Origin of the sequence: Cronobacter sp. EKM101R (genome assembly GCF_963888145.1) — a bacterium.
GTDB classification, from domain to species: Bacteria; Pseudomonadota; Gammaproteobacteria; order Enterobacterales; family Enterobacteriaceae; genus Cronobacter; species Cronobacter turicensis.
On the sequence record NZ_CAWPHW010000001.1, the window covers coordinates 520701 to 544279 of the forward strand.

Consider the following 23579-nt stretch of genomic DNA (forward strand, 5'->3'; position numbering starts at 1 on the left):
AGGGAAATCTCATGCGTACAGAATATTGCGGGCAGCTCAATCTGTCCCACGTCGGACAGCAAGTGACTCTGTGTGGTTGGGTCAACCGTCGTCGCGATCTCGGCAGTCTGATTTTTATCGACATGCGCGATCGTGAAGGCATCGTTCAGGTGTTCTTCGACCCGGATCGTGCCGACGCCTTCAGCCTCGCCTCTGAACTGCGTAATGAGTTCTGCATTCAAATCACCGGGACCGTGCGCGCGCGCGATGAGAAAAACGTCAACCGCGATATGGCGACCGGCGAAGTGGAAGTGTTCGCCACCGAACTAACCATCATCAACCGCGCCGAGCCGCTGCCGCTCGACTCCAATCAGGTCAACAGCGAAGAAGCGCGTCTGAAATACCGCTATCTCGACCTGCGTCGCCCGGAGATGGCCCAGCGCCTGAAAACCCGCGCGAAAATCACCAGCTTCGTGCGCCGCTTTATGGATGACCACGGCTTCCTCGACATCGAAACCCCGATGCTGACCAAAGCCACGCCGGAAGGCGCACGCGACTACCTCGTGCCGTCCCGCGTGCATAAAGGCAAGTTCTACGCGCTGCCGCAGTCTCCGCAGCTTTTTAAACAGCTGCTGATGATGTCCGGCTTCGATCGCTACTATCAGATTGTAAAATGCTTCCGCGACGAAGACCTGCGCGCTGACCGTCAGCCTGAATTTACCCAGATCGACGTCGAAACCTCCTTCATGACCGCGCCGCAGGTGCGTGAAGTGATGGAAAAACTGATCCGTCAGCTGTGGCTTGACGTGAAAGGCGTGGATTTGGGCGATTTCCCGGTCATGACCTTCGCCGAAGCCGAGCGTCGTTACGGCTCCGATAAACCGGACCTGCGTAACCCGATGGAGCTGGTGGACGTTGCCGATCTCCTGAAAAACGTAGAGTTCGCGGTCTTCGCGGGCCCGGCTAACGATCCGAAAGGCCGCGTCGCCGCGCTGCGCGTGCCGGGCGGTGCCCAGCTGAGCCGTAAGCAGATTGACGACTACGGCAACTTCGTCAAAATTTACGGCGCTAAAGGGCTTGCGTATATCAAAGTCAACGAGCGCGCGAAGGGCCTGGAGGGCATTAACAGCCCGGTGGCCAAATTCCTGAACGCGGAAATCGTCGAGGCTATCCTTGAGCGCACCGGCGCGCAGGACGGCGACATGATTTTCTTCGGCGCCGACAACAAAAAAGTGGTCGCCGACGCGCTGGGCGCGCTGCGCCTGAAGCTCGGCAAAGACCTGAGCCTGACCGACGAAGCCAAATGGGCGCCGCTGTGGGTTATCGACTTCCCGATGTTTGAAGACGACGGCGAAGGCGGCCTGAGCGCGATGCACCATCCGTTTACCGCGCCGAAAGACATGAGCGCCGACGAGCTGAAAGCGGCGCCGGAAGAGGCTGTGGCGAACGCCTACGACATGGTTATCAACGGTTATGAGGTGGGCGGCGGCTCGGTGCGTATCCACCGTGGCGAAATGCAGCAGACCGTGTTCGGCATTCTGGGCATCAATGAGCAAGAGCAGCGCGAGAAGTTCGGCTTCCTGCTGGACGCGCTGAAATTCGGTACGCCGCCGCACGCGGGCCTGGCGTTCGGTCTTGACCGTCTGACCATGTTGCTGACCGGCACGGATAACATCCGCGATGTCATCGCCTTCCCGAAAACCACCGCGGCCGCCTGTCTGATGACCGAAGCGCCGAGCTTCGGGAACCCGACGGCGCTGGCTGAGCTGGGCATCGAAGTCGTGAAAAAAGCGTCGCCGGAGAATAAGTAATATGCACTATAAGCACCCTGTTTCTGTGCTGGTGGTTATCTACGCCCAGGACACGAAACGGGTGCTCATGTTGCAGCGGCGCGACGATCCCGATTTCTGGCAGTCGGTCACCGGCAGCCTGGAAGCGGGGGAAACCGCGCCGCAGGCCGCCGCGCGCGAAGTAAAGGAAGAGGTCTCCATTGACGTTGCTTCTGAGCAACTGACCTTGATGGACTGTCAGCGCACGGTGGAGTTTGAAATTTTCAGTCATTTACGTCATCGCTATGCGCCGGGGGTCACGCGTAATACGGAGTCCTGGTTCTGTCTGGCGCTGCCGACAGAGCGGGAGATCGTATTTACCGAGCACCTGACGTACCGCTGGGTGGACGCCGCCGAGGCGGCCACGCTGACCAAGTCCTGGAGCAACCGGCAGGCGATTGAAGAATTTGTTATTAACGCCGCCTGAAAAGGCGCGCTTTCTGGAGATATTTTTATGGCAGGTCATAGTAAATGGGCCAACACCAAACACCGCAAAGCGGCACAGGATGCCAAGCGCGGTAAAATCTTCACTAAAATTATTCGCGAGCTGGTCACCGCGGCGCGTCTGGGCGGCGGCGATCCGGGCTCTAACCCGCGTCTGCGCGCGGCTATCGATAAAGCGCTGGCCAATAACATGACGCGCGACACCCTGAACCGCGCCATCGCGCGCGGCGTCGGCGGTGACGAAGACGCGAACATGGAAACCATCATTTATGAAGGTTACGGCCCTGGCGGCACCGCGGTCATGGTGGAATGCCTCTCCGACAACCGTAACCGTACCGTTGCCGAAGTGCGTCACGCCTTCAGCAAGTGCGGCGGCAACCTCGGCACCGATGGCTCCGTGGCGTACCTGTTCAGCAAGAAAGGCGTTATCTCCTTCGACGCGGGCGACGAAGACACCATTATGGAAGCCGCGCTTGAAGCGGGCGCTGAAGATGTGGTGACGTATGACGACGGCGCTATCGACGTCTACACCGCCTGGGAAGAGATGGGCGCGGTACGTGACGCGCTGGAAGCGGCGGGCCTGAAAGCCGATAACGCGGAAGTGTCCATGATCCCGTCCACCAAAGCGGATATGGATGCGGAAACCGCGCCGAAGCTGCTGCGTCTTATCGATATGCTGGAAGACTGCGACGACGTGCAGGAGGTTTACCACAACGGTGAGATCTCCGACGAGGTTGCGGCGACCCTGTGATACCCGTCATCTTTCAGGCTGCGGGCGGCGACGTCCGCAGTCTGATCTCTTCTCTTGTTCCCACAGGCTTTTCTTCAGGAGACGCGCAATGAGCATTATTCTGGGCATCGACCCGGGGTCGCGCGTCACCGGTTACGGCGTTATCCGCCAGACCGGGCGCCAGCTGACCTATCTCGGCAGCGGCTGTATCCGTACCAGCGTCACGGATTTGCCTTCACGTCTGAAGCTTATCTACGCGGGCGTCAGCGAAATCATCACCCAGTTCCACCCCGACTATTTCGCTATCGAACAGGTCTTTATGGCGAAAAACGCCGATTCGGCGCTCAAGCTTGGGCAGGCGCGCGGCGCGGCGATTGTCGCGGCGGTGAACCAGGATCTGCCCGTGTTTGAATATGCGGCGCGTCAGGTGAAGCAAACGGTGGTGGGCATCGGCAGCGCGGAAAAAAGCCAGGTGCAGCATATGGTGCGCACGCTGCTGAAACTCTCCGCTAACCCGCAGGCGGATGCGGCGGATGCGCTCGCCATCGCCATTACCCATTGCCACGTCAGCCAGAACGCGATGCAGGTCAGCGAATCGCGCCTGAATCTGGCGCGCGGACGTTTACGCTAACGGTAACCAGCGTTACCGTTCCTTTGCGAGACGCCTCGCAACTGTCACATCCCTTACCGGCGCCGCGATTTCTTGACTGGATATCTGTCCAGCTTTTTTTATATTATAGCCAGCAACTTTATAAGCCCTACGCAGGAGCGCAACGTGATAGGCAGACTCAGAGGCATCGTACTGGAAAAACAGCCCCCGCAGGTGTTACTGGAGGCGGGCGGCGTCGGTTATGAAATCCATATGCCGATGACCTGTTTCTATGAATTGCCGGAAACCGGCAAAGAAGCGGTGGTCTTCACCCATTTTGTGGTGCGTGAAGACGCGCATTTACTGTTCGGCTTTAATAACAAACAAGAGCGCACGCTGTTTCGCGAACTGATCAAAGTGAACGGCGTCGGGCCGAAACTGGCGCTGGCTATTCTCTCCGGCATGTCCGCCCAGCAGTTCGTTAATGCGGTCGAGCGCGAAGAGCCAGCCGCGCTGGTGAAGCTGCCGGGCATCGGCAAGAAAACCGCCGAGCGTCTGGTGGTGGAGATGAAAGACCGCTTCAAGGGCCTGCATGGCGATCTCTTCACGCCAGCGGCGGATCTGGTACTGACGTCGCCTGCAAGCCCAGCGGTGGATGATGCCGAGGCGGAAGCCGTTGCCGCGCTGGTGTCACTGGGTTATAAACCTCAGGAAGCCAGTCGTATGGTCAGTAAAGTCGCCCAGCCGGATGCGAGCAGCGAAACGCTGATTCGCGAAGCGCTGCGCGCGGCATTGTGAGGTAGAGGATGATTGAAGCAGACCGCCTGGTGGCGCCGGGCAGCATCGTGGCGGAAGAGGTGGCCGATCGCGCCATGCGCCCCAAATTACTCGACGAGTACATCGGCCAGCCGCAGGTGCGTTCCCAGATGGAGATTTTTATCCAGGCGGCGAAGCTGCGCGGCGATGCGCTCGATCATCTGCTGATTTTCGGCCCGCCGGGGCTTGGGAAAACCACGCTCGCCAATATTGTCGCCAACGAAATGGGCGTCAATCTGCGCACCACCTCCGGTCCGGTACTGGAAAAGGCGGGCGATCTGGCGGCAATGCTTACCAACCTTGAGCCGCACGACGTCCTGTTTATCGATGAAATCCATCGCCTCTCGCCCGTCGTGGAAGAGGTGCTCTATCCGGCGATGGAAGATTACCAGCTCGATATCATGATTGGCGAAGGCCCGGCGGCGCGCTCGATCAAAATCGATTTGCCGCCGTTTACCCTGATTGGCGCCACGACCCGCGCCGGGTCGCTCACTTCGCCGCTGCGTGACCGCTTCGGCATCGTGCAGCGTCTGGAGTTCTATCAGGTCGCCGATTTGCAACATATCGTCAGCCGAAGCGCGCGCCATATGGGGCTTGAGATGAATGACGAGGCGTCTTTCGAAGTGGCGAAACGCTCGCGCGGCACGCCGCGTATCGCCAACCGCCTGCTGCGTCGCGTGCGCGATTTCGCCGAGGTACGTCACGATGGCGTTATCAACCAGCATGTGGCATCTCTGGCGCTGGATATGCTCAATGTCGATGCCGAAGGTTTTGACTATATGGACCGCAAACTGCTGCTGGCGGTGATCGATAAATTCTTCGGCGGCCCGGTCGGGCTCGACAACCTGGCGGCGGCCATCGGCGAAGAGCGTGAAACCATCGAAGATGTGCTGGAGCCGTTCCTCATCCAGCAGGGTTTTTTGCAGCGCACGCCGCGCGGAAGAATGGCGACGAACCGCGCCTGGAACCATTTTGGCATCACGCCGCCGCAGATGCCGTGACATCACTGGTGCGAGTGAAAGCCATGCATAAAAAAAGCGCCCTCAGGGCGCTTTTTTGTTAACCCGTTCACCGGGCAACCCGCGTCAGGCAGGCGGGCGCTTCGTCATGCTGAGAATAAACAGCAGCGCCGCGCACAGCACCACCGACGGGCCGGCGGGCGTGTCGTAGAACGCGGAGAATGTCAGGCCGCCGGTCACCGCCACCATGCCAAGCACGACGGCAATACCAGCCATCTGCTCCGGCGTGCGGGCAAAACGACGTGCCGTTGCCGCAGGGATAATCAGCAGCGACGTAATAATCAGCGCGCCGACAAATTTCATTGCCACGCCAATCGTCAGGGCCGTCACCATCATCAGCAAAATTTTAACGCGCTGTAAGGGTACGCCATCCACAAACGCCAGATCGGGGCTAATGGTCATGGAGAGCAAATTGCGCCACTGCCAGCACAGCACGCCGAGGACAACCGCGACGCCGAGCCCCACGGAGATCAGATCGGCAGGCGTCACCGCCAGCAGATCGCCAAACAGGTAGGCCATTAAATCGACACGGATATTGCCCATTAGGCTCACTACCACCAGGCCCAGCGACAGCGCGCTGTGCGCCATAATGCCAAGCAGCGTGTCGATCGCCAGATGCGGGCGCTTCTCAAGCCACACCAGCCCGCCCGCCAGCATCAGCGTGACGACAATCACCGCATAAAACGGATTGACGTCAAACAGCAGCCCGAACGCCACACCGAGGAGCGAAGCGTGCGCCAGCGTATCGCCAAAATAAGACATCCGGCGCCAGACCACGAATGAGCCCAGCGGGCCTGCGGCGCAGGCCAGCAGCATACCGGCCATCCAGCCGGGAAGCAGAAGTTCAATCATAACGAGCCATTTCCCTTGCGCAGAATAATCCGTCCCTGCAAATCGTGACGGTGGTTATGGTGATGACGATAAATCCCCAGCTGCTCTGCGCCGCGCGGGCCAAACATAGAGATAAATTCGGGGTGAGTGGAGATAACTTCCGGCGCGCCGGAGCAGCAAATATGATGGTTCAGACACAGCACTTCGTCGGTTTTAGCCATCACCAGATGCAAGTCGTGCGACACCATCAGCACGCCGCAGTTGAGTTCATTACGCAACTGGTTGATTAAATCATACAGCGCCACCTGGCCGTTGACGTCCACGCCCTGAGTCGGTTCGTCGAGCACCAGCAGCTGCGGTTGGTTGAGCAGGGCGCGCGCCAGCAGCACGCGCTGGGTTTCGCCGCCCGAGAGTTTCTGCATCGGGGCGTCGATGAGGTGCCCGGCCTGGACGCGCTTGAGCGCAGGCAGGATATCCGCTTTGCGGGTGCCGGGGCGCAGACGTAAAAAACGACTGACCGTGAGCGGCAGGGTGGCGTCGAGGTGCAACTTTTGCGGCACATAGCCGATGCGCAACTGCGGTTCACGCTTGATAACCCCTTCATCGGGTGCTACCAGCCCAAGAACCACTTTTACCAGCGTCGATTTTCCGGCGCCGTTGGGGCCCAGCAATGTCAGGATGCGGCCCCCCGTCAGTGTTAAAGAAATGTCAGATAAAACGCGGCGTTGCCCGAAGGAGACGCTAACATTCTGAAGCGATACAAGATTAGTCATGGCAATTTAGTGATTGCAGAAGTTTTCGAATGTTATAATATCACACTTCCAACATTCATAACGATGATAAGTCGCATTATGTTACATAAAAATACGCTTCTTTGCGCTGCACTCAGTGCAGCAATCCTGGGTGGCGCAGCCACCAGTGCTCAGGCCGCCGTGGTCGCTTCGCTTAAGCCGGTAGGCTTTATCGCCGCGGCTATCGCCGATGGCGTTACCCCCACCGAAGTTCTCCTGCCAGACGGCGCGTCAGAGCATGACTATGCGCTGCGCCCTTCCGATGTTAAACGCTTACAGAAAGCGGATTTAGTGGTCTGGATCGGTCCTGACATGGAAGCCTTTATGGATAAATCCGTGAAGGCGCTACCCGCACAAAAAAATCTGGCGCTGGCCGAGCTCGCTTCTGTGAAACCGCTGCTGATGAAAGGCGTTGATGATGACGATGACGAGCATGAAGATCACGCTCATCATGGCGCAGAAAGTGACGAACATCACCATCATGGCGATTATAACATGCACATCTGGCTGTCGCCGGAAATCGCCCGGGCGTCGGCGGTTGCAATCCACGAAAAATTAGTGGAACTTATGCCGCAAAGCAAAGCCAAACTGGACGCCAACCTCCAGCGCTTCGAGGCCGAACTGGCCCGAACAGACAAACAGGTGGCGAACGAGCTGGCACCGCTGAAAGGGAAAGGATACTTCGTTTTTCATGACGCTTATGGCTATTACGAAAAACATTACGGCCTGACATCGCTCGGCCATTTTACCGTGAATCCCGAAATCCAGCCTGGTGCGCAGCGTTTACATGAAATAAGAACACAGTTGGTTGAGCAAAAAGCGCAATGCGTTTTTGCTGAGCCACAGTTCAGGCCAGCGGTGATTGAAGCCGTTGCCAGGGGCACGAAAGTTCGAATGGGAACGCTCGACCCGCTGGGAACGTCTGTCAGCCTGGGTAAGGACAGCTACATGCAGTTCCTGACTCAGTTATCTAACCAATATGCCAGCTGCCTGAAAGGAGATTAACGAGGAAGTGGATACGTGCAACAGATAGCCCGCTCTGTCGCCCTGGCATTTAACAACCTGCCACGACCCCATCGCGTTATGCTGGGGTCTCTTACAGTTCTCACACTCGCGGTCGCCGTCTGGCGGCCGTACATTTACCACCCCGAATCTGAATCGGCGCCTGTCGTTAAAACCATCGAGCTGCGTAAGAGCGAGATCCGCTCTCTGCTGCCGGAGGCGAGCGAGCCTATCGATCAGGCAGCACCAGAAGATGACGAAGCTATCCCGCAGGATGAGCTTGACGATAAAACCGCCGGCGAAGCCGGGGTGCATGAATATGTAGTCTCCACCGGCGATACCTTAAGCAGCGTGCTGAACCAGTACGGTATCGACATGGGGGATATCAGCCAGCTCGCGTCGGTCGATAAAGACCTGCGTAACCTTAAAATCGGCCAGCAGATCTCCTGGACGCTCACCGACAGCGGCGAGTTACAGCGCCTGACCTGGGAGATGTCGCGCCGCGAAACCCGCACCTATGACCGCACGCCTGCCGGCGGCTTTAAAATGAGCAGCGAAGTGCAGCAGGGCGACTGGGTCAATAACGTTATGAAAGGCACCGTCGGCGGCAGCTTTGTCGCCAGCGCCAAAGAGGCGGGGCTCACCAGCGCGGAGATCAGCGCGGTTATCAAAGCGATGCAGTGGCAGATGGACTTCCGCAAGCTGAAAAAGGGCGACGAGTTCTCAGTGCTGATGTCGCGTGAAATGCTCGACGGCAAACGCGAACAGAGCCAGCTGCTTGGCGTGCGTCTGCGTTCGTCCGGTAAAGATTACTATGCGATCCGCGCGGAAGACGGCAAATTCTATGACCGCAACGGCTCCGGCCTTGCCAAAGGCTTTATGCGTTTCCCGACGTCGCGCCAGTTCCGCGTCTCCTCTAACTTCAACCCGCGCCGTCTGAATCCGGTGACCGGGCGTGTTGCGCCGCATAGAGGCGTCGATTTCGCGATGCCGCAAGGTACGCCGGTACTGGCCGTGGGCGATGGCGAGGTGGTCATGGCGAAGCGTAGCGGGGCGGCAGGCTATTATGTCGCTATCCGTCATGGTCGCACCTATACCACACGCTATATGCACCTGAAGAAGCTGCTGGTGAAACCGGGCCAGAAAGTGAAACGCGGCGATCGCATCGCGCTTTCCGGCAACACCGGCCGCTCTACCGGCCCGCACCTGCACTATGAAATGTGGATCAACCAGCAGGCCGTTAACCCGCTAACCGCCAAACTGCCGCGCTCTGAAGGGCTTACCGGTTCGGATCGCAGCGATTATCTGGCGCAGGTTAAACAAGTGGTGCCGCAACTGACGCTTGATTAAAAGCGCGGCAATTAACAGCCGGTGCCTTCGCGCGCCGGCTTTTTATTTTGTCTGACGGCCTTCGCGCCGCTAAACTCCTTCATTATTTTCTCTTTTGATTACCTGGCTCTGGCCTGAGAACCGTCATGGACACAAAAAAAACAAAAAGTGAATACATACCCACCTTTGAGCGCGCGTTCCTGCATCCGCGCTACTGGGGCTCCTGGCTTGGGATTGGCGCCTGCGCGGCGCTGGCTCTGATGCCGCCGTCGTTTCGCGATCCGCTGCTCGGTAAAGTCGGGCGGCTGGCAGGGAAGTTTGGCAAGAGCGCTCGCCGCCGCGCGCGCATCAACCTGTTTTATTGCTTCCCGGCGCTCTCCGAGGCGCAGCGCGAAGCGATTATCGACGATATGTTCGCCACGGCGCCGCAGTCGATGGTCTTCATGGCCGAGCTGGCGCTGCGCGGCCCGGAAAAAGTGCTCAGCCGCGTCGACTGGCACGGCGAAGCCATTCTCAACGAGATGCTGGAAAGCAAAGAGAGCGTTATCCTGCTTGTCCCGCACGGCTGGGGCGTGGATATTCCGGCGATGCTGCTGGCCTCGCGCGGCGTACACGTCGCGGCGATGTTCCATCATCAGGGCAACCGGCTGCTGGATTATGTCTGGAATAAAGTCCGCCTGCGTTTTGGCGGTCGTCTGCATGCCCGCCAGGACGGCATTAAGCCGTTTATCAAATCGGTACGAGACGGTTTCTGGGGCTACTACCTGCCGGATGAAGACCACGGGCCGGAGCAGAGCGAATTTGTCGATTTCTTCGCGACCTACAAAGCGACGCTGCCTGCGGTGGGCCGCCTGATGAAAGTCTGCCGCGCGCGCGTGATCCCGCTTTTCCCGGTCTATAACGGCACAACACACCGTCTGGACGTGCTGGTGCGCCCGCCGATGGATGACCTGATGGACGCCGATGACGTGACGCTGGCTCGCCGCATGAACGAAGAGGTGGAGCATTTCGTCGGCCCGCATCCGGAGCAGTACGCCTGGATCCTCAAGCTTCTGAAAACGCGTAAAGAGGGCGAGACTGAGCCGTACCGCCGCAAGGATCTCTATCCGAAATAAAAAAGCCGCTCAAGGCGAGCGGCTTATGCATTACGAAAAGGGGCGCAGGCCCCTTTTTTATGAGGTTTACTCGACGGTCAGCACGCGCGTGGTGTTGGTGCTGCCGGTGGTGCCCATCATATCGCCCTGGGTTACGATAACCAGATCGCCGGTCACCAGATAGCCTTTGTCACGCAGCAGATTAACGGCATCCTGCGCCGCCGCCACGCCGTCGTTGGCGCTGTCGAAATAGACCGGCGTCACGCCGCGATAGAGCGCGGTGAGGTTCAGGGTGCGCTCATGGCGGGACATCGCGAAAATCGGCAGGCCGGAGCTGATACGGGACGTCATCAGCGCCGTACGGCCCGATTCGGTCATGGTGATAATCGCGCTCACGCCTTTCAGGTGGTTGGCGGCGTACATGGCCGACATTGCAATTGCTTCTTCGACGTTATCAAACTCCACGTCCAGACGGTGTTTGGACACGTTGATGCTCGGGATTTTCTCCGCGCCCAGGCAGACGCGCGCCATAGCGGAAACGGTTTCTGCCGGGTACTGGCCCGCGGCGGTTTCAGCCGACAGCATGACGGCGTCGGTGCCGTCCAGCACGGCGTTCGCCACGTCCATCACTTCCGCACGGGTCGGCATCGGGTTGGTTATCATCGACTCCATCATCTGCGTCGCGGTAATGACGGCACGATTCAGCTTACGGGCACGACGAATGAGGGTTTTCTGGATGCCGACCAGCTCCGGGTCGCCGATTTCAACGCCCAGATCGCCGCGCGCGACCATCACCACGTCAGACGCCAGAATGATGTCATCCATCGCTTCGTTGCTGCACACCGCTTCGGCGCGCTCGACTTTGGCGCAAATTTTCGCGTCGCAACCTGCATCGCGCGCCAGGCGGCGGGCATAGTTCAGATCTTCGCCGCAGCGCGGGAATGAAACGGCCAGGTAATCCACGCCGATTTTCGCCGCGGTGATGATGTCAGCTTTGTCTTTTTCGGTCAGCGCTTCAGCGGAAAGACCGCCGCCCAGCTTGTTAATGCCTTTGTTATTCGACAGCGGGCCGCCCACGGTCACTTCGGTGAAGACCTTCATGCCCTGGACTTCCAGCACTTTCAGCTGCACACGGCCATCATCCAGCAGCAGGATGTCGCCAGGCACCACGTCCGCCGGCAGGCCTTTGTAGTCGATACCGACTTTTTCTTTATCGCCTTCGCCTTTGCCGAGGTTGGCGTCGAGCAGGAATTTATCGCCAATGTTGAGGAAAACTTTGCCTTCTTTAAAGGTGGAGACGCGAATTTTCGGTCCCTGAAGGTCGCCAAGAATAGCGACGTGACGTCCCAGTTTGGCCGCGATCTCGCGGACTTTATCAGCGCGAAGCTGATGATCTTCCGGCGTCCCGTGCGAGAAGTTCATACGTACAACGTTCGCGCCGGCGGCGATAATTTTTTCCAGGTTATTATCGCGGTCGGTAGCCGGGCCTAACGTGGTAACGATTTTGGTTCTGCGAAGCCGTCTGGACATGTATTACTCCGTTGACTGAAACAACTTTGGTGTTGCGTGAACATAAATTCGGCACGGTGGCCTGTTTCGAATAGAGACACAAACCATAACCGAATGGCTTTATAAGTTACAACTTTGTTATAGAAATGCTTACTGGTCGTCAGAAACCAGTAAGCTCTTATCAAAACGCGATTCCTTGAGCGCTTCTTTGACTCGCTTCAAGTTATCCCGGAATTTTGCCCCGCGGCGCAGCGTAAACCCGGTCGCCAGCACATCAATAACCGTCAGTTGCGCAAGCCGCGATACCATGGGCATATAGATGTCGGTATCTTCCGGCACGTCCAGCAGCAGGGCGAGGCTTGCTTCGCGGGCGAGCGGCGAACCGCGCGAGGTGATCGCCAGCACCAGCGCGTCGTTGTCGCGGGCGAGTCGCGCCAGCTCCACCAGGCTTTTGGTGCGCCCGGTGTGCGAAATCAGGACCACGACGTCATCGGGGCCGCCGTTCATGCAGCTCATGCGCTGCACCACGATATCGTCGGAGTAGACGACCGGGACGTTAAAGCGAAAGAATTTATTCATGGCGTCATGCGCCACGGCCGCGGAGGAGCCCAGGCCGAAAAACGCGATTTTCTTCGCCTGAGTGAGCATATCCACGGCCCGGTTCACCGTCGCCATATCAAGCGACTGGCGCACGTGATCGAGGCTCGCCATCGCCGATTCGAAAATTTTGGTGGTGTAGGCTTCGACGCTGTCATCTTCATCGACGTTGCGATTCACATACGGCGTGCCGTTGGCGAGGCTCTGGGCGAGATGCAGTTTGAAATCGGGAAAGCCTTTGGTCTCAAGGCTCCGGCAGAAGCGGTTAACGGTCGGCTCGCTGACGCCCGCCTCGCTTGCCAGCGTCGCGATGCTCGAATGAATGGCCTGTGAAGGCGATTCCAGTATCACTTCGGCGACTTTACGTTCAGATTTACTCAGATGTTCCAGTTGCGACTGGATCTTTTCCAGCATGTTCATTGCTAACATGAGACCCGCAGAAAGAGTCATTTCACACGATTGGGAAACGACGATTAGTTTTATCAAGAATATACTCCTGATAGTACAGGTGCGGGCTGGCGTCGAAAGACAATGTTGTTGTTTTTTTTCATAACATGATCGCTGTCTGATTTTGTTATGGCGGCCATGGCGTAAAAAGCGCCAGCCGGGCGCGACGGCCCAATTTCTCAGCGATCACCGCGGCGCGTGGCGCTTTAGTGACCGACGCCGGACGCTTAGGAGTATCCTGAAAGACCTAAAAGCAGTAGAGTGCAGTGTAAGAAAATTACAATGATGACCTGTCCCGACAGGTATTCCGAAACGAGGAGAAAGACATGGCGGTAACGCAAACAGCGCAGGCGTGCGACTTAGTGATTTTCGGCGCCAAAGGCGATCTGGCGCGCCGAAAACTGTTGCCTTCCCTGTATCAGCTGGAAAAAGCGGGCCAAATCCATCCGGATACCCGCATTCTGGGGGTAGGCCGCGCGGACTGGGATAAAGAAGCCTATACCAAAGTCGTCCGTGAAGCGCTTGAAACCTTCATGAAAGAGAAAATCGACGAAGCCCTGTGGGATACCCTCAGCGGCCGTCTCGATTTCTGTAATCTGGACGTCAATGACACCGCCGCGTTTACTCGTCTCGGCAAAATGCTGGATCAGAAAAACCGCGTCACCATTAACTATTTCGCGATGCCGCCAAGCACCTTTGGCGCGATTTGCGAAGGCCTCGGCGCGGCGAAGCTTAACGCTAAACCAGCGCGCGTGGTCATGGAAAAACCGCTCGGCACCTCGCTTGAAACCTCCCGCGAGATCAACGATCAGGTGGGTAAATTCTTCGAAGAGTGCCAGGTCTACCGTATCGACCACTACCTCGGTAAAGAGACGGTGCTGAACCTGCTGGCGCTGCGTTTTGCGAACTCGCTGTTCGTCAATAACTGGGACAACCGCACTATCGATCACGTGGAAATCACCGTGGCCGAAGAAGTGGGCATCGAAGGCCGCTGGGGCTATTTCGATCAGGCGGGCCAGATGCGCGACATGATCCAGAACCACCTGCTGCAAATTCTCTGCATGATTGCGATGTCGCCGCCGTCTGATCTGACCGCCGACAGCATTCGCGACGAAAAAGTGAAAGTGCTGCGCTCGCTGCGCCGTATCGACCGCTCCAACGTGCGTGAGAAAACCGTGCGCGGCCAGTACACCGCCGGTTTTGCCCAGGGCAAAAAAGTGCCGGGCTACCTGGAAGAAGAGGGCGCCAACAAGACCAGCCATACGGAAACCTTTGTGGCTATCCGTGTGGATATCGACAACTGGCGCTGGGCGGGCGTGCCGTTCTACCTGCGTACCGGTAAGCGTCTGCCGACCAAATGCTCTGAAGTCGTGGTCTATTTCAAAACGCCGGAGCTGAACCTGTTTAAAGATTCCTGGCAGGATCTGCCGCAGAACAAGCTGACAATTCGTCTGCAGCCGGACGAAGGCGTGGATATCCAGGTGCTGAACAAAGTGCCGGGGCTGGATCACAAGCACAACCTGCAAATCACCAAACTCGATCTGAGCTATTCCGAAACCTTCAATGAAAGCCATCTGGCCGATGCCTACGAGCGTCTGCTGCTGGAAACCATGCGCGGCATCCAGGCGCTGTTCGTGCGTCGTGATGAAGTGGAAGAGGCCTGGAAGTGGGTCGATTCCATCACCGAAGCCTGGGCGGCGGACAACGATGCGCCGAAACCGTATCAGGCCGGTACCTGGGGCCCTGTCGCCTCGGTAGCGATGATCACACGCGATGGTCGCTCCTGGAACGAGTTCGAATAATCGACCGTCACGGAAGTGTGTTACTTTACCGGTAACATGATCCGGAACAGTGGTTGTGTAAAAAATTCTGTTTTAAAGCCCCGACTGGATTCACCAGCGGGGCTTTTTTCATTACACTGGCTGAAGCGATTTTGCTCTTGCGAGGCGCGGCTGGCGCGTATACGTGACAACTCCGGTATGTTGCGCAACGTCTGGAAAGGCGGCCTCAGGCAGAAAACCAGAGAGGACTTTTTATGCATCCTGAATTGTTACGGGTAACAAAACGTATTACCGAACGCTCCCGCGCCACGCGTGACGCTTACCTGGCCCGCATCGAAGAGGCGAAAAGCCAGACCGTGCATCGCGCCAGCCTCGCCTGCGGCAATCTGGCCCACGGCTTCGCCGCCTGCCAGCCGGATGACAAAGCGGCGCTGAAAAGTATGCTGCGTAACAATATCGGCATCATTACTTCCTATAACGACATGCTCTCCGCGCACCAGCCTTACGAAAACTATCCGCAGCAGATCCGCGAGGCGCTGCACAGCGTCGGCGCGGTGGCGCAGGTCGCCGGCGGCGTGCCTGCCATGTGCGACGGCGTGACGCAGGGGCAGGACGGTATGGAACTGTCGCTGCTGAGCCGCGAAGTGATAGCCATGTCGGCGGCGGTGGGGCTGTCGCACAACATGTTTGACGGCGCGCTCTACCTCGGCGTGTGCGACAAAATCGTGCCGGGGTTGGTGATGGCGGCGCTCTCTTTCGGGCATCTGCCCGCCGTATTTATCCCATCCGGCCCGATGTCGAGCGGCCTGCCGAACAAAGAAAAAGTACGCATTCGCCAGCTCTACGCCGAAGGCAAAGTGGATCGCGCGGCGCTGCTGGAATCCGAAGCCGCGTCTTATCACGAGCCCGGCACCTGCACCTTCTACGGCACCGCCAACACCAACCAGATGGTCATTGAATTTATGGGGATGCAACTGCCAGGCTCCTCCTTTGTTCACCCGGACGCGCCGCTGCGCCACGCGCTGACCGCCGCCGCCGCGCGTCAGGTCACGCGCCTTACCGGCAACGGCAACGACTGGATGCCGCTTGGCAAACTGGTGGATGAAAAAGTGGTGGTGAACGGCATTGTGGCGCTGCTCGCCACCGGCGGCTCCACCAACCACACCATGCATCTGGTGGCGATGGCGCGTGCAGCGGGCATCATCATTAACTGGGATGATTTCTCCGCGATCTCCGACATTGTGCCGCTGCTGGCGCGTCTCTACCCGAACGGCCCGGCGGATATCAACCACTTCCAGGCCGCGGGCGGCGTACCGGTGCTGATGCGCGAGCTGCTGAAAGGCGGGTTGCTGCATGAAGATGTCAACACGGTGGCGGGCTTTGGTCTTGCGCGCTATACCCAGGAGCCGTGGCTCGACAACGGCGAACTTTCCTGGCGCGACGGGGCGCCAGCCTCGCTGGATAACGCCACTATCGCGACCCTCGACAACCCGTTCTCGAAGCATGGCGGCACCAAAGTGCTGAGCGGCAATCTTGGCCGCGCGGTGATGAAAACGTCTGCCGTGCCGGTGGAAAACCAGGTCGTCGAAGCGCCCGCCGTGGTGTTCGAAAGCCAGCACGACGTTTTGCCTGCCTTTGAGGCCGGCCTGCTGGACCGCGACTGCGTCGTGGTGGTGCGTCATCAGGGGCCAAAAGCGAACGGGATGCCAGAATTACATAAACTTATGCCGCCGCTTGGTGTATTATTGGACCGCTGTTTCAAAATTGCATTGGTCACGGACGGTCGCCTCTCCGGCGCGTCGGGGAAAGTGCCTTCGGCCATCCACGTGACGCCCGAAGCTTACGACGGCGGGCTGCTCGCGAAAGTGCGCGACGGCGATATCATCCGCGTCAACGGACAGACCGGCGAACTGACGCTGCTGGTGGATGAAGACGAGCTGGCGCGGCGTGAGCCTTACCACCCGGATCTCAGCGCCCAGCGGGTGGGAACGGGGCGCGAGCTGTTCGGTGCGCTGCGTGAAAAACTGTCCGGGGCGGAGCAGGGCGCGACCTGCATCGACTTTTAACTATCAGGTGCGCAGGCGCGCGCCACATTCTTTAAAAATGGCGGGAGAGATCCACAGATGAAAAACTGGAAAACGAGTGCCGAACAGATCCTGAAAAGCGGTCCGGTCGTGCCGGTGATTGTGATTAACAAGCTGGAGCACGCGGTCCCGATGGCGAAGGCGCTGCTGGCAGGCGGCGTGCGCGTGCTGGAAGTGACCCTGCGCACCGCGTGCGCGATGGACGCTATCCGCGCTATCGCCAAAGAAGTGCCGGACGCCATCATCGGCGCGGGCACCGTGCTGAACGCGCAGCAGCTCAAAGAAGTGACTGAGGCTGGCGCGCAGTTCGCCATCAGCCCGGGCCTCACCGAGCCGCTGCTGAAAGCCGCGACCGAAGGCACCATCCCGCTGATCCCTGGCATCAGCACCGTTTCCGAACTGATGCTGGGCATGGATTACGGCCTGAAAGAGTTTAAATTCTTCCCGGCGGAAGCCAACGGCGGCACCAAAGCGCTGCAGGCTATCGCAGGCCCGTTCTCCCAGGTGCGTTTCTGCCCGACGGGCGGCATCTCGCCTGCCAACTACCGTGACTACCTGGCGCTGAAAAGCGTGCTGTGCATCGGCGGCTCCTGGCTGGTGCCGGCGGATGCGATGGAAGCGGGCGACTGGGATCGCATTACGAAACTTGCCCGCGAAGCGGTGGAAGGCGCGCAGTAACTTTTTACGCGACCTGAAATGCAGCGCGCCGCCTTCACGGGCGGCGCGTTTTTTTTAGCCTTTTACGGTCACGGCGGCGGCGGAGGTCTTCGCGCGCACGATGGCGTCATCGACCGTCTCGCCGGTGGCGAGCGCCACGCCGAGGCGGCGTGAACCGTCGATTTCCGGCTTGCCGAAGAGGCGCAGTTGCAGACCCGCGCCCAGCGCTCCGGAGAGCTCGCCAAACTTCACATCATCACTTTTCAGCGTCGGCAGGATCACCGCTGAGGCGGCCGGGCCGTACTGGCAAATACCGCCGATCGGCAGACCGAGAAACGCGCGCACGTGCAGCGCGAACTCTGAGAGATCCTGAGAGATAAGCGTCACCATCCCGGTGTCGTGCGGGCGCGGCGACACTTCGCTGAATATCACCTCGTCGCCGCAGACAAACAGCTCGACGCCAAACAGGCCGTACCCGCCTAGCGCCTGCACCACCTTCTGTGCAATCTCCTGGGCCCGCGCCAGCGCCGCCTCGCTCATCTGCTGTGGCTGCCAGGACTCGCGGTAATCGCCATCTTCCTGACGATGACCGACAGGCGCGCAGAAATGCACGCCGTCCACGGCGCTGACAGTGAGTAGCGTGATTTCAAAATCGAACTGCACCACGCCTTCGACGATGACTTTCCCCGCACCGGCGCGTCCGCCCTGCTGCGCATACTGCCAGGCACCGTCCAGCGCATCGCTGCTACGAACAAAGCTCTGGCCCTTGCCGGAGGAGCTCATGACCGGTTTGACGATGCACGGCAGGCCGATTTCCGCCACCGCCTCGCGAAATTCCGCCTCGTTTTCGGCGAAGCGATAAATTGAGGTTGGCAGGCCAAGCTCTTCGGCGGCGAGGCGACGGATGCCTTCGCGGTTCATGGTCAGACGCGCGGCGCGGGCGGTGGGCACCACGCGCTGGCCCTGCTGTTCAAGCTCAACGAGCGCGTCGGTGGCGATAGCTTCGATTTCCGGCACGATAAAATCCGGCATCTCCTGCGCCACCAGTTTTTTCAGCGCCGCGCCGTCGAGCATATTGATAACGTGACTGCGGTGCGCCACCTGCATGGCGGGCGCATCGGCGTAGCGATCGACGGCGATCACCTCAATGCCCAGACGCTGGCATTCAAGCGCCACTTCTTTTCCGAGTTCTCCTGAGCCAAGCAGCATCACGCGGGTTGCTGACGGGCGCAGTGCGGTTCCTAACATAGCCATAGCGGTATTCCTGCTGTGTGAAATTCTGGCGGCAGTATAACGAAAACGTTTGCCTTGCGCATTGCGCGCAGGTTGCATTTCGGTTTTTACAGGCTTATACTGTATATAAATACAGTAACGGGAGTTGCATCATGGCGGTAGAAATTAAATACGTCGTTATCCGTGAGGGTGTGGAAAAAATGTCATTTGCCAGTAAGAAGGAAGCCGACGCCTGGGACAAAATGCTGGACTTAGCCGAAGCCCTGGAAGGCTGGCTGGGACAGGCGCCTGTCGGTTTCGCGGAAGGTCAGGTCGAGCAGCTGGCGCTGTGGATGGCCGAGCAGAAAGACAACCTCAGCACTATCGTGCGCACCGGTCGTCTGCCGCAGGAAACCAGCGAGCACACTGACGGCGCGGCAGAAGCTGCCCCGGAAGAGACGGCTGAAGGTGAAGAGGGCGCCGTCGCGCTGCACAGCGCGCGTAAACGCACCAAAGCGGCCTGATCGTCTTCTCCCTGTGCCGCTGGCGGCATTATCGCGTCAGCGGCGCGGTTTCTCGCGCGCCGGGTTCTTGCGGCTGATCGTTCGCGTTAGCTCAACGTGAGCACCATTTTCACGTTAGCGGGTGTGGCGGGTGTGACTACGGTTACATTGTCTGCTGTCTGCTGTCTGCTGTCTGCTGTTCATTGTTCGCTATCCGCTATCCCCTCTCAAGTTCCCCCCTCAGTTTTATCCCCTCATTTTGTGGGGTTCCCTTGCGCTTCGCTGTTTTTGTACCAGGCTTTTTTCATCACCCGTCTTCGGAGAAGTACGATGAAAAAAATCGCAGGAGCCCTGATTTCTTTTGCATTACTCACCGCGGCAAGCGCCGCGCACGCGGATGACCCGCGCCAGGTGCATTTCCCGAAATGCGAAGGCATGACGGCGGAAGGTATCGCGGCGAGCGTCAAGCGCGACTATCTGCAAAACCGTATTGTGAAATGGGCTGACGATCAGAAAACGCTGGGGCAGGCCGATCCGGTCGCCTGGATCAACAGCAAAGAGATCGTGGGCAAAAACGATAAATGGAAAGTGCCGCTGACTGTGCGCGGTAAAAACACCGATATTCACTACCAGGTAATGGTCGACTGCGCCGCAGGCCAGGCGCACTATCAGCACTGATCCTCAGCGGCCCTTACCGGGGCCGCGTCTTTTCCCTTCCTTGCGGTTCCCCGACACATCTTGACGTCCGCTCGCTTACGCTTGGGTTATCACTCATCAGCGCAGAGGAACATAATGAGCAACTGGTTAACACAGCTTCAGTCAATGCTGGGGCAAAGCGGCGCAGCCGCATCCGGCAAGTCCGGCATTCAGGACGCATTGCGCTCCAAAGGACTCAGTAATCTGATCGCCCCCGGCGCGCTCGGCGGTCTCGCGGGTTTATTGGTGGCCAGCAAATCGTCGCGCAAACTGCTGGCGAAATATGGCGGCGGCGCATTGCTGGTGGGCGGCGGTGCTGTCGCCGGGACGGTGTTGTGGAACAAGTACAAAGACAGAATTCGCGCCGCGCATCAGGACGAGCCGCAGTACGGCCAGCAGCAGACGCCGCTGGATCGCCGCGCAGAGCGTCTCGTGCTGGCGCTGGTGTTCGCCGCTAAAAGCGACGGGCACATTGATGACAGCGAGCGCGCGGCCATTGAGCGTCAGCTGCGCGAAGCCGGTATTGAAGCGCAGGGGCGCGTGCTGGTGGAGCAGGCGATTAATCAGCCGCTCGACCCGATGCGTCTTGCCGCCGACGTGAAAAACGAAGAAGAGGCGCTGGAGCTTTACTTCCTGAGCTGTGCGGCAATCGACATCGACCACTTTATGGAGCGCAGCTATCTGCAGGCGCTCGGCGACGCTCTGAAAATCCCGCAGGACGTGCGTGACGAGATTGAACGCGACATCCAGCAGGAGAAAAAAGCGCTGCCTGGATAAGCAGATAATGCCATAAACAGGCATGTTTCGCTTGCAACGCGCGTGGGTTTTGCCACCCTTACAGTGTGTTAAACAAAAAGAACAGCGACATGCCACCGAAAGCGAAACAGATCCCCTACGCCATTACACAGCATGGCGACACCCGCATCGACAACTACTACTGGCTGCGGGACGACACGCGCGCGCAGCCGGATGTGCTGGATTACCTGCATCAGGAGAACGACTACGGGCGACGCGTGATGTCCACGCAAAGCGCGCTGGAAGAGCGGTTGCTCTCTGAAATGGTCAGCCGTATTCCGCCGCGCGATGTCTCGGCGCCCTACGTCAAAAACGGCTATCGCTACCGGCAGATTTACGAAACCGGCTGCGAATATGCGATTTATCAGCGCCAGTCGGTGATACACAGCGAGTGGGAAGAGTGGGACGTTCTGCTGGATGGCAATAAGCGCGCCGCGCGCAGCGAATTTTATACGCTCGGCGGTATGGATATCGCGCCGGATAACACCGTGATGGCGGTGGCGGAAGATTTTCTTTCGCGCCGACAGTATGGGCTGCGCTTTCGTAATCTGGACACCGGGCAGTGGTACCCGGAGGTGCTGGAAAATGTTTCGGCGAGCTTTGTCTGGGTCAACGACTCGCGCACGCTCTATTACGTGCGTAAACATCCGGTGACGCTGCTGCCGTACCAGATCTGGCGTCATACCCTCGATACCGCCGCCGATCAGGATGAGCTGGTCTATGAAGAAAAAGACGAGACGTTTTACGTCAGCCTCTATAAAACCACGTCGCAGAATTTCATTCTGATTTTCCTCGGCAGCGCCACCACGACGGAAGTGCTGCTGGTGAACGCCGATCTCCCGGACGCGCCGCCGTTAAGCTTCCTGCCGCGCCGTAAAGATCACGAATATAGCGTCGATCACTTCCAGCATATGTTTTATATCCGCTCTAACCGCGCCGGGAAAAACTTCGGGCTGTACCGCAGCCGCGTGCGTGATGAAGCGCGCTGGGAAGAGATAATCCCGGCGCGCGAGCACGTGATGCTGGAGGGCTTTACGCTGTTTGCCGACTGGCTGGTTGTAGAGGAGCGCCAGCGCGGCCTCACCAGCCTGCGGCAAATCAACCGCAAAACGCATGAATCAACAGGCATCGCCTTTGACGATCCGGCGTATGTCACCTGGGTTGCCTTTAACCCGGAGCCGGAAACCTGCAAGCTGCGTTATGGCTACTCGTCGATGACCATGCCGGACACGCTCTTTGAGCTGAACATGGAAACCGGCGAGCGCCGCGTGCTGAAACAGACCGAAGTGGCAGGGTTTGACGCCGCCAACTACCAGAGCGAGCACCTCTGGATCACCGCACGCGACGGCGTCGAGGTGCCGGTGTCGCTCGTCTGGCATAAAGACCATTTCCGCGAAGGGAAAAACCCGCTGCTGGTCTACGGCTACGGCTCTTACGGCACCTGTATCGACGCCGATTTCAGCGCCAGCCGGTTGAGCCTGCTGGATCGCGGCTTCGTCTACGCTATCGCCCATGTGCGCGGCGGCGGCGAGCTCGGCCAGCAGTGGTATGAAGAAGGGAAATTTCTGAAGAAGAAAAATACCTTCAACGATTATCTCGACGTGTGCGACGCGCTGCTGGCGCAGGGCTATGGCGACCCGGATTATCTCTTCGGCATGGGCGGCAGCGCGGGCGGTATGCTGATGGGCACGGCGATTAACGAGCGCCCGGAACTCTTCCGTGGCGTGATTGCGCAGGTGCCGTTCGTCGATGTCGTCACCACTATGCTCGACGAATCCATTCCGCTGACCACCGGTGAATTTGAAGAGTGGGGCAATCCGGCGGATAAGGAATATTACTTCTACATGAAGAGTTACAGCCCTTATGACTGCGTGAGCGCGCAGCGCTATCCGCATTTGCTGGTGACGACCGGCCTGCACGATTCGCAGGTGCAGTACTGGGAGCCGGCAAAATGGGTGGCGAAGCTGCGTGAACTGAAAACCGATGACAATCTGCTGCTGCTGTGTACCGATATGGATTCCGGGCACGGCGGGAAATCGGGGCGATTTAAATCTTACGAGGGCGTGGCGATGGAATATGCGTTTCTGATTGGGCTGGCCCAGGGCACGTTGCCGCCGGACCCGCTCGCGGATTAATCGTTATCGAGGTAGTGCTTTAACGTCAGACGTAAATCCGGGTTGAGCTGTTTGACGTTATTTAGCATCCAGCGCAGATACCCCGGATCGCGCCCGGCGATGTCGGCTACCGGCTCGCCGCGGTATTTGCCAAATGGCAGCGTGGCGATAAGCTGCGGACGCCCGGTAATATTGACCATCTCTTCCGGCGTCCAGCCGGAGACTTTCATGATTTCCAGCAGCAGCGCCGCCGTAATGTAGCAGTCAAACAGCGCGCGGTGATGATGCAGGTCCGCAGGCGTTTCAACCTGTAGCTTGAGGGATTTATACAGCCCCATATTGCTGTAGCGAATGCCTGGCCACAGGCGGCGCGCCAGCTTGACGGTACAAATCCACTCGCCCGGCATTTCGGGCAGAACTTTACGGTCAAAGTTGGCGTTATGCGCCACATACCACGGGCTGCCGTGGTAGCGCGGGATAACGTCTTCGATATACGGCTTATCCGCGACCATCGCCTCGGTAATCTTATGTATCGCCATCGCCTGATGGCTGATAGGGCGGTCCGGGCGCACCAGATCGCTCATCGGGTTGACTATCGCGCCGTCGATGATGTCCACCGACGCCACTTCGACAACGCCGCCCTGCAGTCCGCAGGTTTCGGTATCAATAATCCGTAGCATATGCGCTCCGCCGGAAGGGAAAACAGACGCCCGCCGTCATCAGTGATGACC

At 58.7% G+C, this 23579-nt stretch carries 22 protein-coding genes; 16 read left to right on the plus strand and 6 right to left on the minus strand.

The features are described 5' to 3' along the window. Window positions 1–11 precede the first annotated feature (11 nt). The 6 genes from aspS to ruvB all read left to right on the plus strand — a co-directional run bounded on the left by aspS (window position 12) and on the right by ruvB (window position 5388). A complete protein-coding gene (gene aspS / locus AACV31_RS02545; RefSeq protein ID WP_007762407.1) occupies window positions 12–1790 on the plus strand; it encodes an aspartate--tRNA ligase in 1779 nt (592 codons plus the stop codon). 1 nt (window position 1791) lies between these two features. Next, window positions 1792–2235, plus strand: coding sequence for a dihydroneopterin triphosphate diphosphatase (gene nudB, locus AACV31_RS02550; RefSeq protein WP_161588617.1), 444 nt, complete (start codon window positions 1792–1794; stop codon window positions 2233–2235). 27 nt (window positions 2236–2262) lie between these two features. Beyond that, window positions 2263–3003 carry a YebC/PmpR family DNA-binding transcriptional regulator gene (locus AACV31_RS02555; protein ID WP_007762401.1) on the plus strand — a complete coding sequence of 247 codons (741 nt, stop codon included), beginning with the start codon at window positions 2263–2265 and terminating at the stop codon, window positions 3001–3003. An 88-nt stretch (window positions 3004–3091) separates the two neighbouring features. After that, window positions 3092–3613 (plus strand): crossover junction endodeoxyribonuclease RuvC, encoded by a 522-nt coding sequence (gene ruvC / locus AACV31_RS02560; protein WP_007698955.1) that lies wholly within the window; start codon window positions 3092–3094, stop codon window positions 3611–3613. 144 nt (window positions 3614–3757) lie between these two features. After that, entirely contained in the window at window positions 3758–4369 is a 612-nt protein-coding gene (gene ruvA, locus AACV31_RS02565; RefSeq protein ID WP_165154516.1) for a Holliday junction branch migration protein RuvA, read from the plus strand. Window positions 4370–4377: 8 nt separating this feature from the next. Then, entirely contained in the window at window positions 4378–5388 is a 1011-nt protein-coding gene (gene ruvB, locus AACV31_RS02570; RefSeq protein ID WP_165154514.1) for a Holliday junction branch migration DNA helicase RuvB, read from the plus strand. Window positions 5389–5472: 84 nt separating this feature from the next. Here the strand turns inward: ruvB and znuB are convergent, their stop codons facing one another. Continuing rightward, window positions 5473–6258 carry a zinc ABC transporter permease subunit ZnuB gene (znuB, locus tag AACV31_RS02575; protein ID WP_015741613.1) on the minus strand — a complete coding sequence of 262 codons (786 nt, stop codon included), beginning with the start codon at window positions 6256–6258 and terminating at the stop codon, window positions 5473–5475. Then, window positions 6255–7010 carry a zinc ABC transporter ATP-binding protein ZnuC gene (gene znuC / locus AACV31_RS02580; protein WP_161576914.1) on the minus strand — a complete coding sequence of 252 codons (756 nt, stop codon included), beginning with the start codon at window positions 7008–7010 and terminating at the stop codon, window positions 6255–6257. The genes znuB and znuC overlap by 4 nt, the downstream gene beginning before the upstream one ends. A 78-nt stretch (window positions 7011–7088) precedes the next feature. Between znuC and znuA the strand changes: the two genes are divergently transcribed. The 3 genes from znuA (at window position 7089) to lpxM (ending at window position 10474) form a co-directional block, all read left to right on the plus strand. Further along, window positions 7089–8033, plus strand: a complete 945-nt coding sequence (gene znuA / locus AACV31_RS02585; protein ID WP_158683918.1) for a zinc ABC transporter substrate-binding protein ZnuA — start codon at window positions 7089–7091, stop codon at window positions 8031–8033. A 15-nt stretch (window positions 8034–8048) separates the two neighbouring features. Continuing rightward, window positions 8049–9380, plus strand: a complete 1332-nt coding sequence (mepM, locus tag AACV31_RS02590) for a murein DD-endopeptidase MepM (protein ID WP_075199242.1) — start codon at window positions 8049–8051, stop codon at window positions 9378–9380. A gap of 125 nt (window positions 9381–9505) precedes the next feature. Continuing rightward, window positions 9506–10474, plus strand: a complete 969-nt coding sequence (lpxM, locus tag AACV31_RS02595; RefSeq protein WP_165154513.1) for a lauroyl-Kdo(2)-lipid IV(A) myristoyltransferase — start codon at window positions 9506–9508, stop codon at window positions 10472–10474. A gap of 66 nt (window positions 10475–10540) precedes the next feature. On the opposite strand, the gene pyk is transcribed toward lpxM, so the two are convergent. Beyond that, the gene (gene pyk, locus AACV31_RS02600) at window positions 10541–11983 is read right to left on the minus strand and encodes a pyruvate kinase (protein ID WP_007762376.1); all 1443 of its coding nucleotides are present in this window, start codon (window positions 11981–11983) and stop codon (window positions 10541–10543) included. Window positions 11984–12112: 129 nt separating this feature from the next. Beyond that, a complete protein-coding gene (locus tag AACV31_RS02605) occupies window positions 12113–12979 on the minus strand; it encodes a MurR/RpiR family transcriptional regulator (protein WP_007762372.1) in 867 nt (288 codons plus the stop codon). A 353-nt stretch (window positions 12980–13332) separates the two neighbouring features. Between AACV31_RS02605 and zwf the strand changes: the two genes are divergently transcribed. From zwf to AACV31_RS02620, 3 genes are all read left to right on the plus strand, one after another. Next, complete coding sequence (zwf, locus tag AACV31_RS02610; protein WP_007762369.1) at window positions 13333–14808, plus strand: glucose-6-phosphate dehydrogenase; 1476 nt, start codon at window positions 13333–13335, stop codon at window positions 14806–14808. Window positions 14809–15041: 233 nt separating this feature from the next. Beyond that, window positions 15042–16853 (plus strand): phosphogluconate dehydratase, encoded by a 1812-nt coding sequence (edd, locus tag AACV31_RS02615; protein ID WP_165154512.1) that lies wholly within the window; start codon window positions 15042–15044, stop codon window positions 16851–16853. A 57-nt stretch (window positions 16854–16910) separates the two neighbouring features. Next, on the plus strand, window positions 16911–17549 hold the full coding sequence (locus AACV31_RS02620; RefSeq protein ID WP_007762363.1) for a bifunctional 4-hydroxy-2-oxoglutarate aldolase/2-dehydro-3-deoxy-phosphogluconate aldolase: 639 nt from the start codon (window positions 16911–16913) through the stop codon (window positions 17547–17549). Window positions 17550–17603: 54 nt separating this feature from the next. Here the strand turns inward: AACV31_RS02620 and purT are convergent, their stop codons facing one another. Further along, complete coding sequence (purT, locus tag AACV31_RS02625; protein WP_165154511.1) at window positions 17604–18782, minus strand: formate-dependent phosphoribosylglycinamide formyltransferase; 1179 nt, start codon at window positions 18780–18782, stop codon at window positions 17604–17606. Window positions 18783–18913: 131 nt separating this feature from the next. Here purT and AACV31_RS02630 point away from each other — a divergent pair, with 131 nt between their 5' ends. From AACV31_RS02630 to ptrB, 4 genes are all read left to right on the plus strand, one after another. Beyond that, window positions 18914–19264, plus strand: a complete 351-nt coding sequence (locus tag AACV31_RS02630; protein ID WP_075199246.1) for a YebG family protein — start codon at window positions 18914–18916, stop codon at window positions 19262–19264. Between the two features lie 309 nt (window positions 19265–19573). Further along, complete coding sequence (gene yebF, locus AACV31_RS02635) at window positions 19574–19921, plus strand: protein YebF (protein ID WP_007762360.1); 348 nt, start codon at window positions 19574–19576, stop codon at window positions 19919–19921. Between the two features lie 114 nt (window positions 19922–20035). Then, on the plus strand, window positions 20036–20716 hold the full coding sequence (locus tag AACV31_RS02640; RefSeq protein ID WP_161588622.1) for a tellurite resistance TerB family protein: 681 nt from the start codon (window positions 20036–20038) through the stop codon (window positions 20714–20716). Window positions 20717–20805: 89 nt separating this feature from the next. Next, window positions 20806–22869, plus strand: a complete 2064-nt coding sequence (gene ptrB / locus AACV31_RS02645; protein ID WP_165154510.1) for an oligopeptidase B — start codon at window positions 20806–20808, stop codon at window positions 22867–22869. Here the strand turns inward: ptrB and exoX are convergent. Continuing rightward, window positions 22866–23528, minus strand: a complete 663-nt coding sequence (exoX, locus tag AACV31_RS02650; RefSeq protein WP_165154509.1) for an exodeoxyribonuclease X — start codon at window positions 23526–23528, stop codon at window positions 22866–22868. The genes ptrB and exoX overlap by 4 nt on opposite strands. Window positions 23529–23579 lie beyond the last annotated feature (51 nt).

Excerpts from the sequence above, each read along its gene's own strand:
- znuB (WP_015741613.1), bottom strand. The coding sequence starts at position 6,258 with ATGATTGAACTTCTGCTTCCCGGCTGGATGGCCGGTATGCTGCTGGCC.
- AACV31_RS02605 (WP_007762372.1), bottom strand. The coding sequence starts at position 12,979 with ATGAACATGCTGGAAAAGATCCAGTCGCAACTGGAACATCTGAGTAAA.
- AACV31_RS02620 (WP_007762363.1), top strand. The coding sequence starts at position 16,911 with ATGAAAAACTGGAAAACGAGTGCCGAACAGATCCTGAAAAGCGGTCCG.
- yebF (WP_007762360.1), top strand. The coding sequence starts at position 19,574 with ATGAAAAAAATCGCAGGAGCCCTGATTTCTTTTGCATTACTCACCGCG.
- aspS (WP_007762407.1), top strand. The coding sequence starts at position 12 with ATGCGTACAGAATATTGCGGGCAGCTCAATCTGTCCCACGTCGGACAG.
- znuC (WP_161576914.1), bottom strand. The coding sequence starts at position 7,010 with ATGACTAATCTTGTATCGCTTCAGAATGTTAGCGTCTCCTTCGGGCAA.
- AACV31_RS02555 (WP_007762401.1), top strand. The coding sequence starts at position 2,263 with ATGGCAGGTCATAGTAAATGGGCCAACACCAAACACCGCAAAGCGGCA.
- ptrB (WP_165154510.1), top strand. The coding sequence starts at position 20,806 with ATGCCACCGAAAGCGAAACAGATCCCCTACGCCATTACACAGCATGGC.
- edd (WP_165154512.1), top strand. The coding sequence starts at position 15,042 with ATGCATCCTGAATTGTTACGGGTAACAAAACGTATTACCGAACGCTCC.
- zwf (WP_007762369.1), top strand. The coding sequence starts at position 13,333 with ATGGCGGTAACGCAAACAGCGCAGGCGTGCGACTTAGTGATTTTCGGC.
- AACV31_RS02640 (WP_161588622.1), top strand. The coding sequence starts at position 20,036 with ATGAGCAACTGGTTAACACAGCTTCAGTCAATGCTGGGGCAAAGCGGC.
- pyk (WP_007762376.1), bottom strand. The coding sequence starts at position 11,983 with ATGTCCAGACGGCTTCGCAGAACCAAAATCGTTACCACGTTAGGCCCG.
- lpxM (WP_165154513.1), top strand. The coding sequence starts at position 9,506 with ATGGACACAAAAAAAACAAAAAGTGAATACATACCCACCTTTGAGCGC.
- purT (WP_165154511.1), bottom strand. The coding sequence starts at position 18,782 with ATGGCTATGTTAGGAACCGCACTGCGCCCGTCAGCAACCCGCGTGATG.
- ruvC (WP_007698955.1), top strand. The coding sequence starts at position 3,092 with ATGAGCATTATTCTGGGCATCGACCCGGGGTCGCGCGTCACCGGTTAC.
- exoX (WP_165154509.1), bottom strand. The coding sequence starts at position 23,528 with ATGCTACGGATTATTGATACCGAAACCTGCGGACTGCAGGGCGGCGTT.
- znuA (WP_158683918.1), top strand. The coding sequence starts at position 7,089 with ATGTTACATAAAAATACGCTTCTTTGCGCTGCACTCAGTGCAGCAATC.
- ruvB (WP_165154514.1), top strand. The coding sequence starts at position 4,378 with ATGATTGAAGCAGACCGCCTGGTGGCGCCGGGCAGCATCGTGGCGGAA.
- AACV31_RS02630 (WP_075199246.1), top strand. The coding sequence starts at position 18,914 with ATGGCGGTAGAAATTAAATACGTCGTTATCCGTGAGGGTGTGGAAAAA.
- nudB (WP_161588617.1), top strand. The coding sequence starts at position 1,792 with ATGCACTATAAGCACCCTGTTTCTGTGCTGGTGGTTATCTACGCCCAG.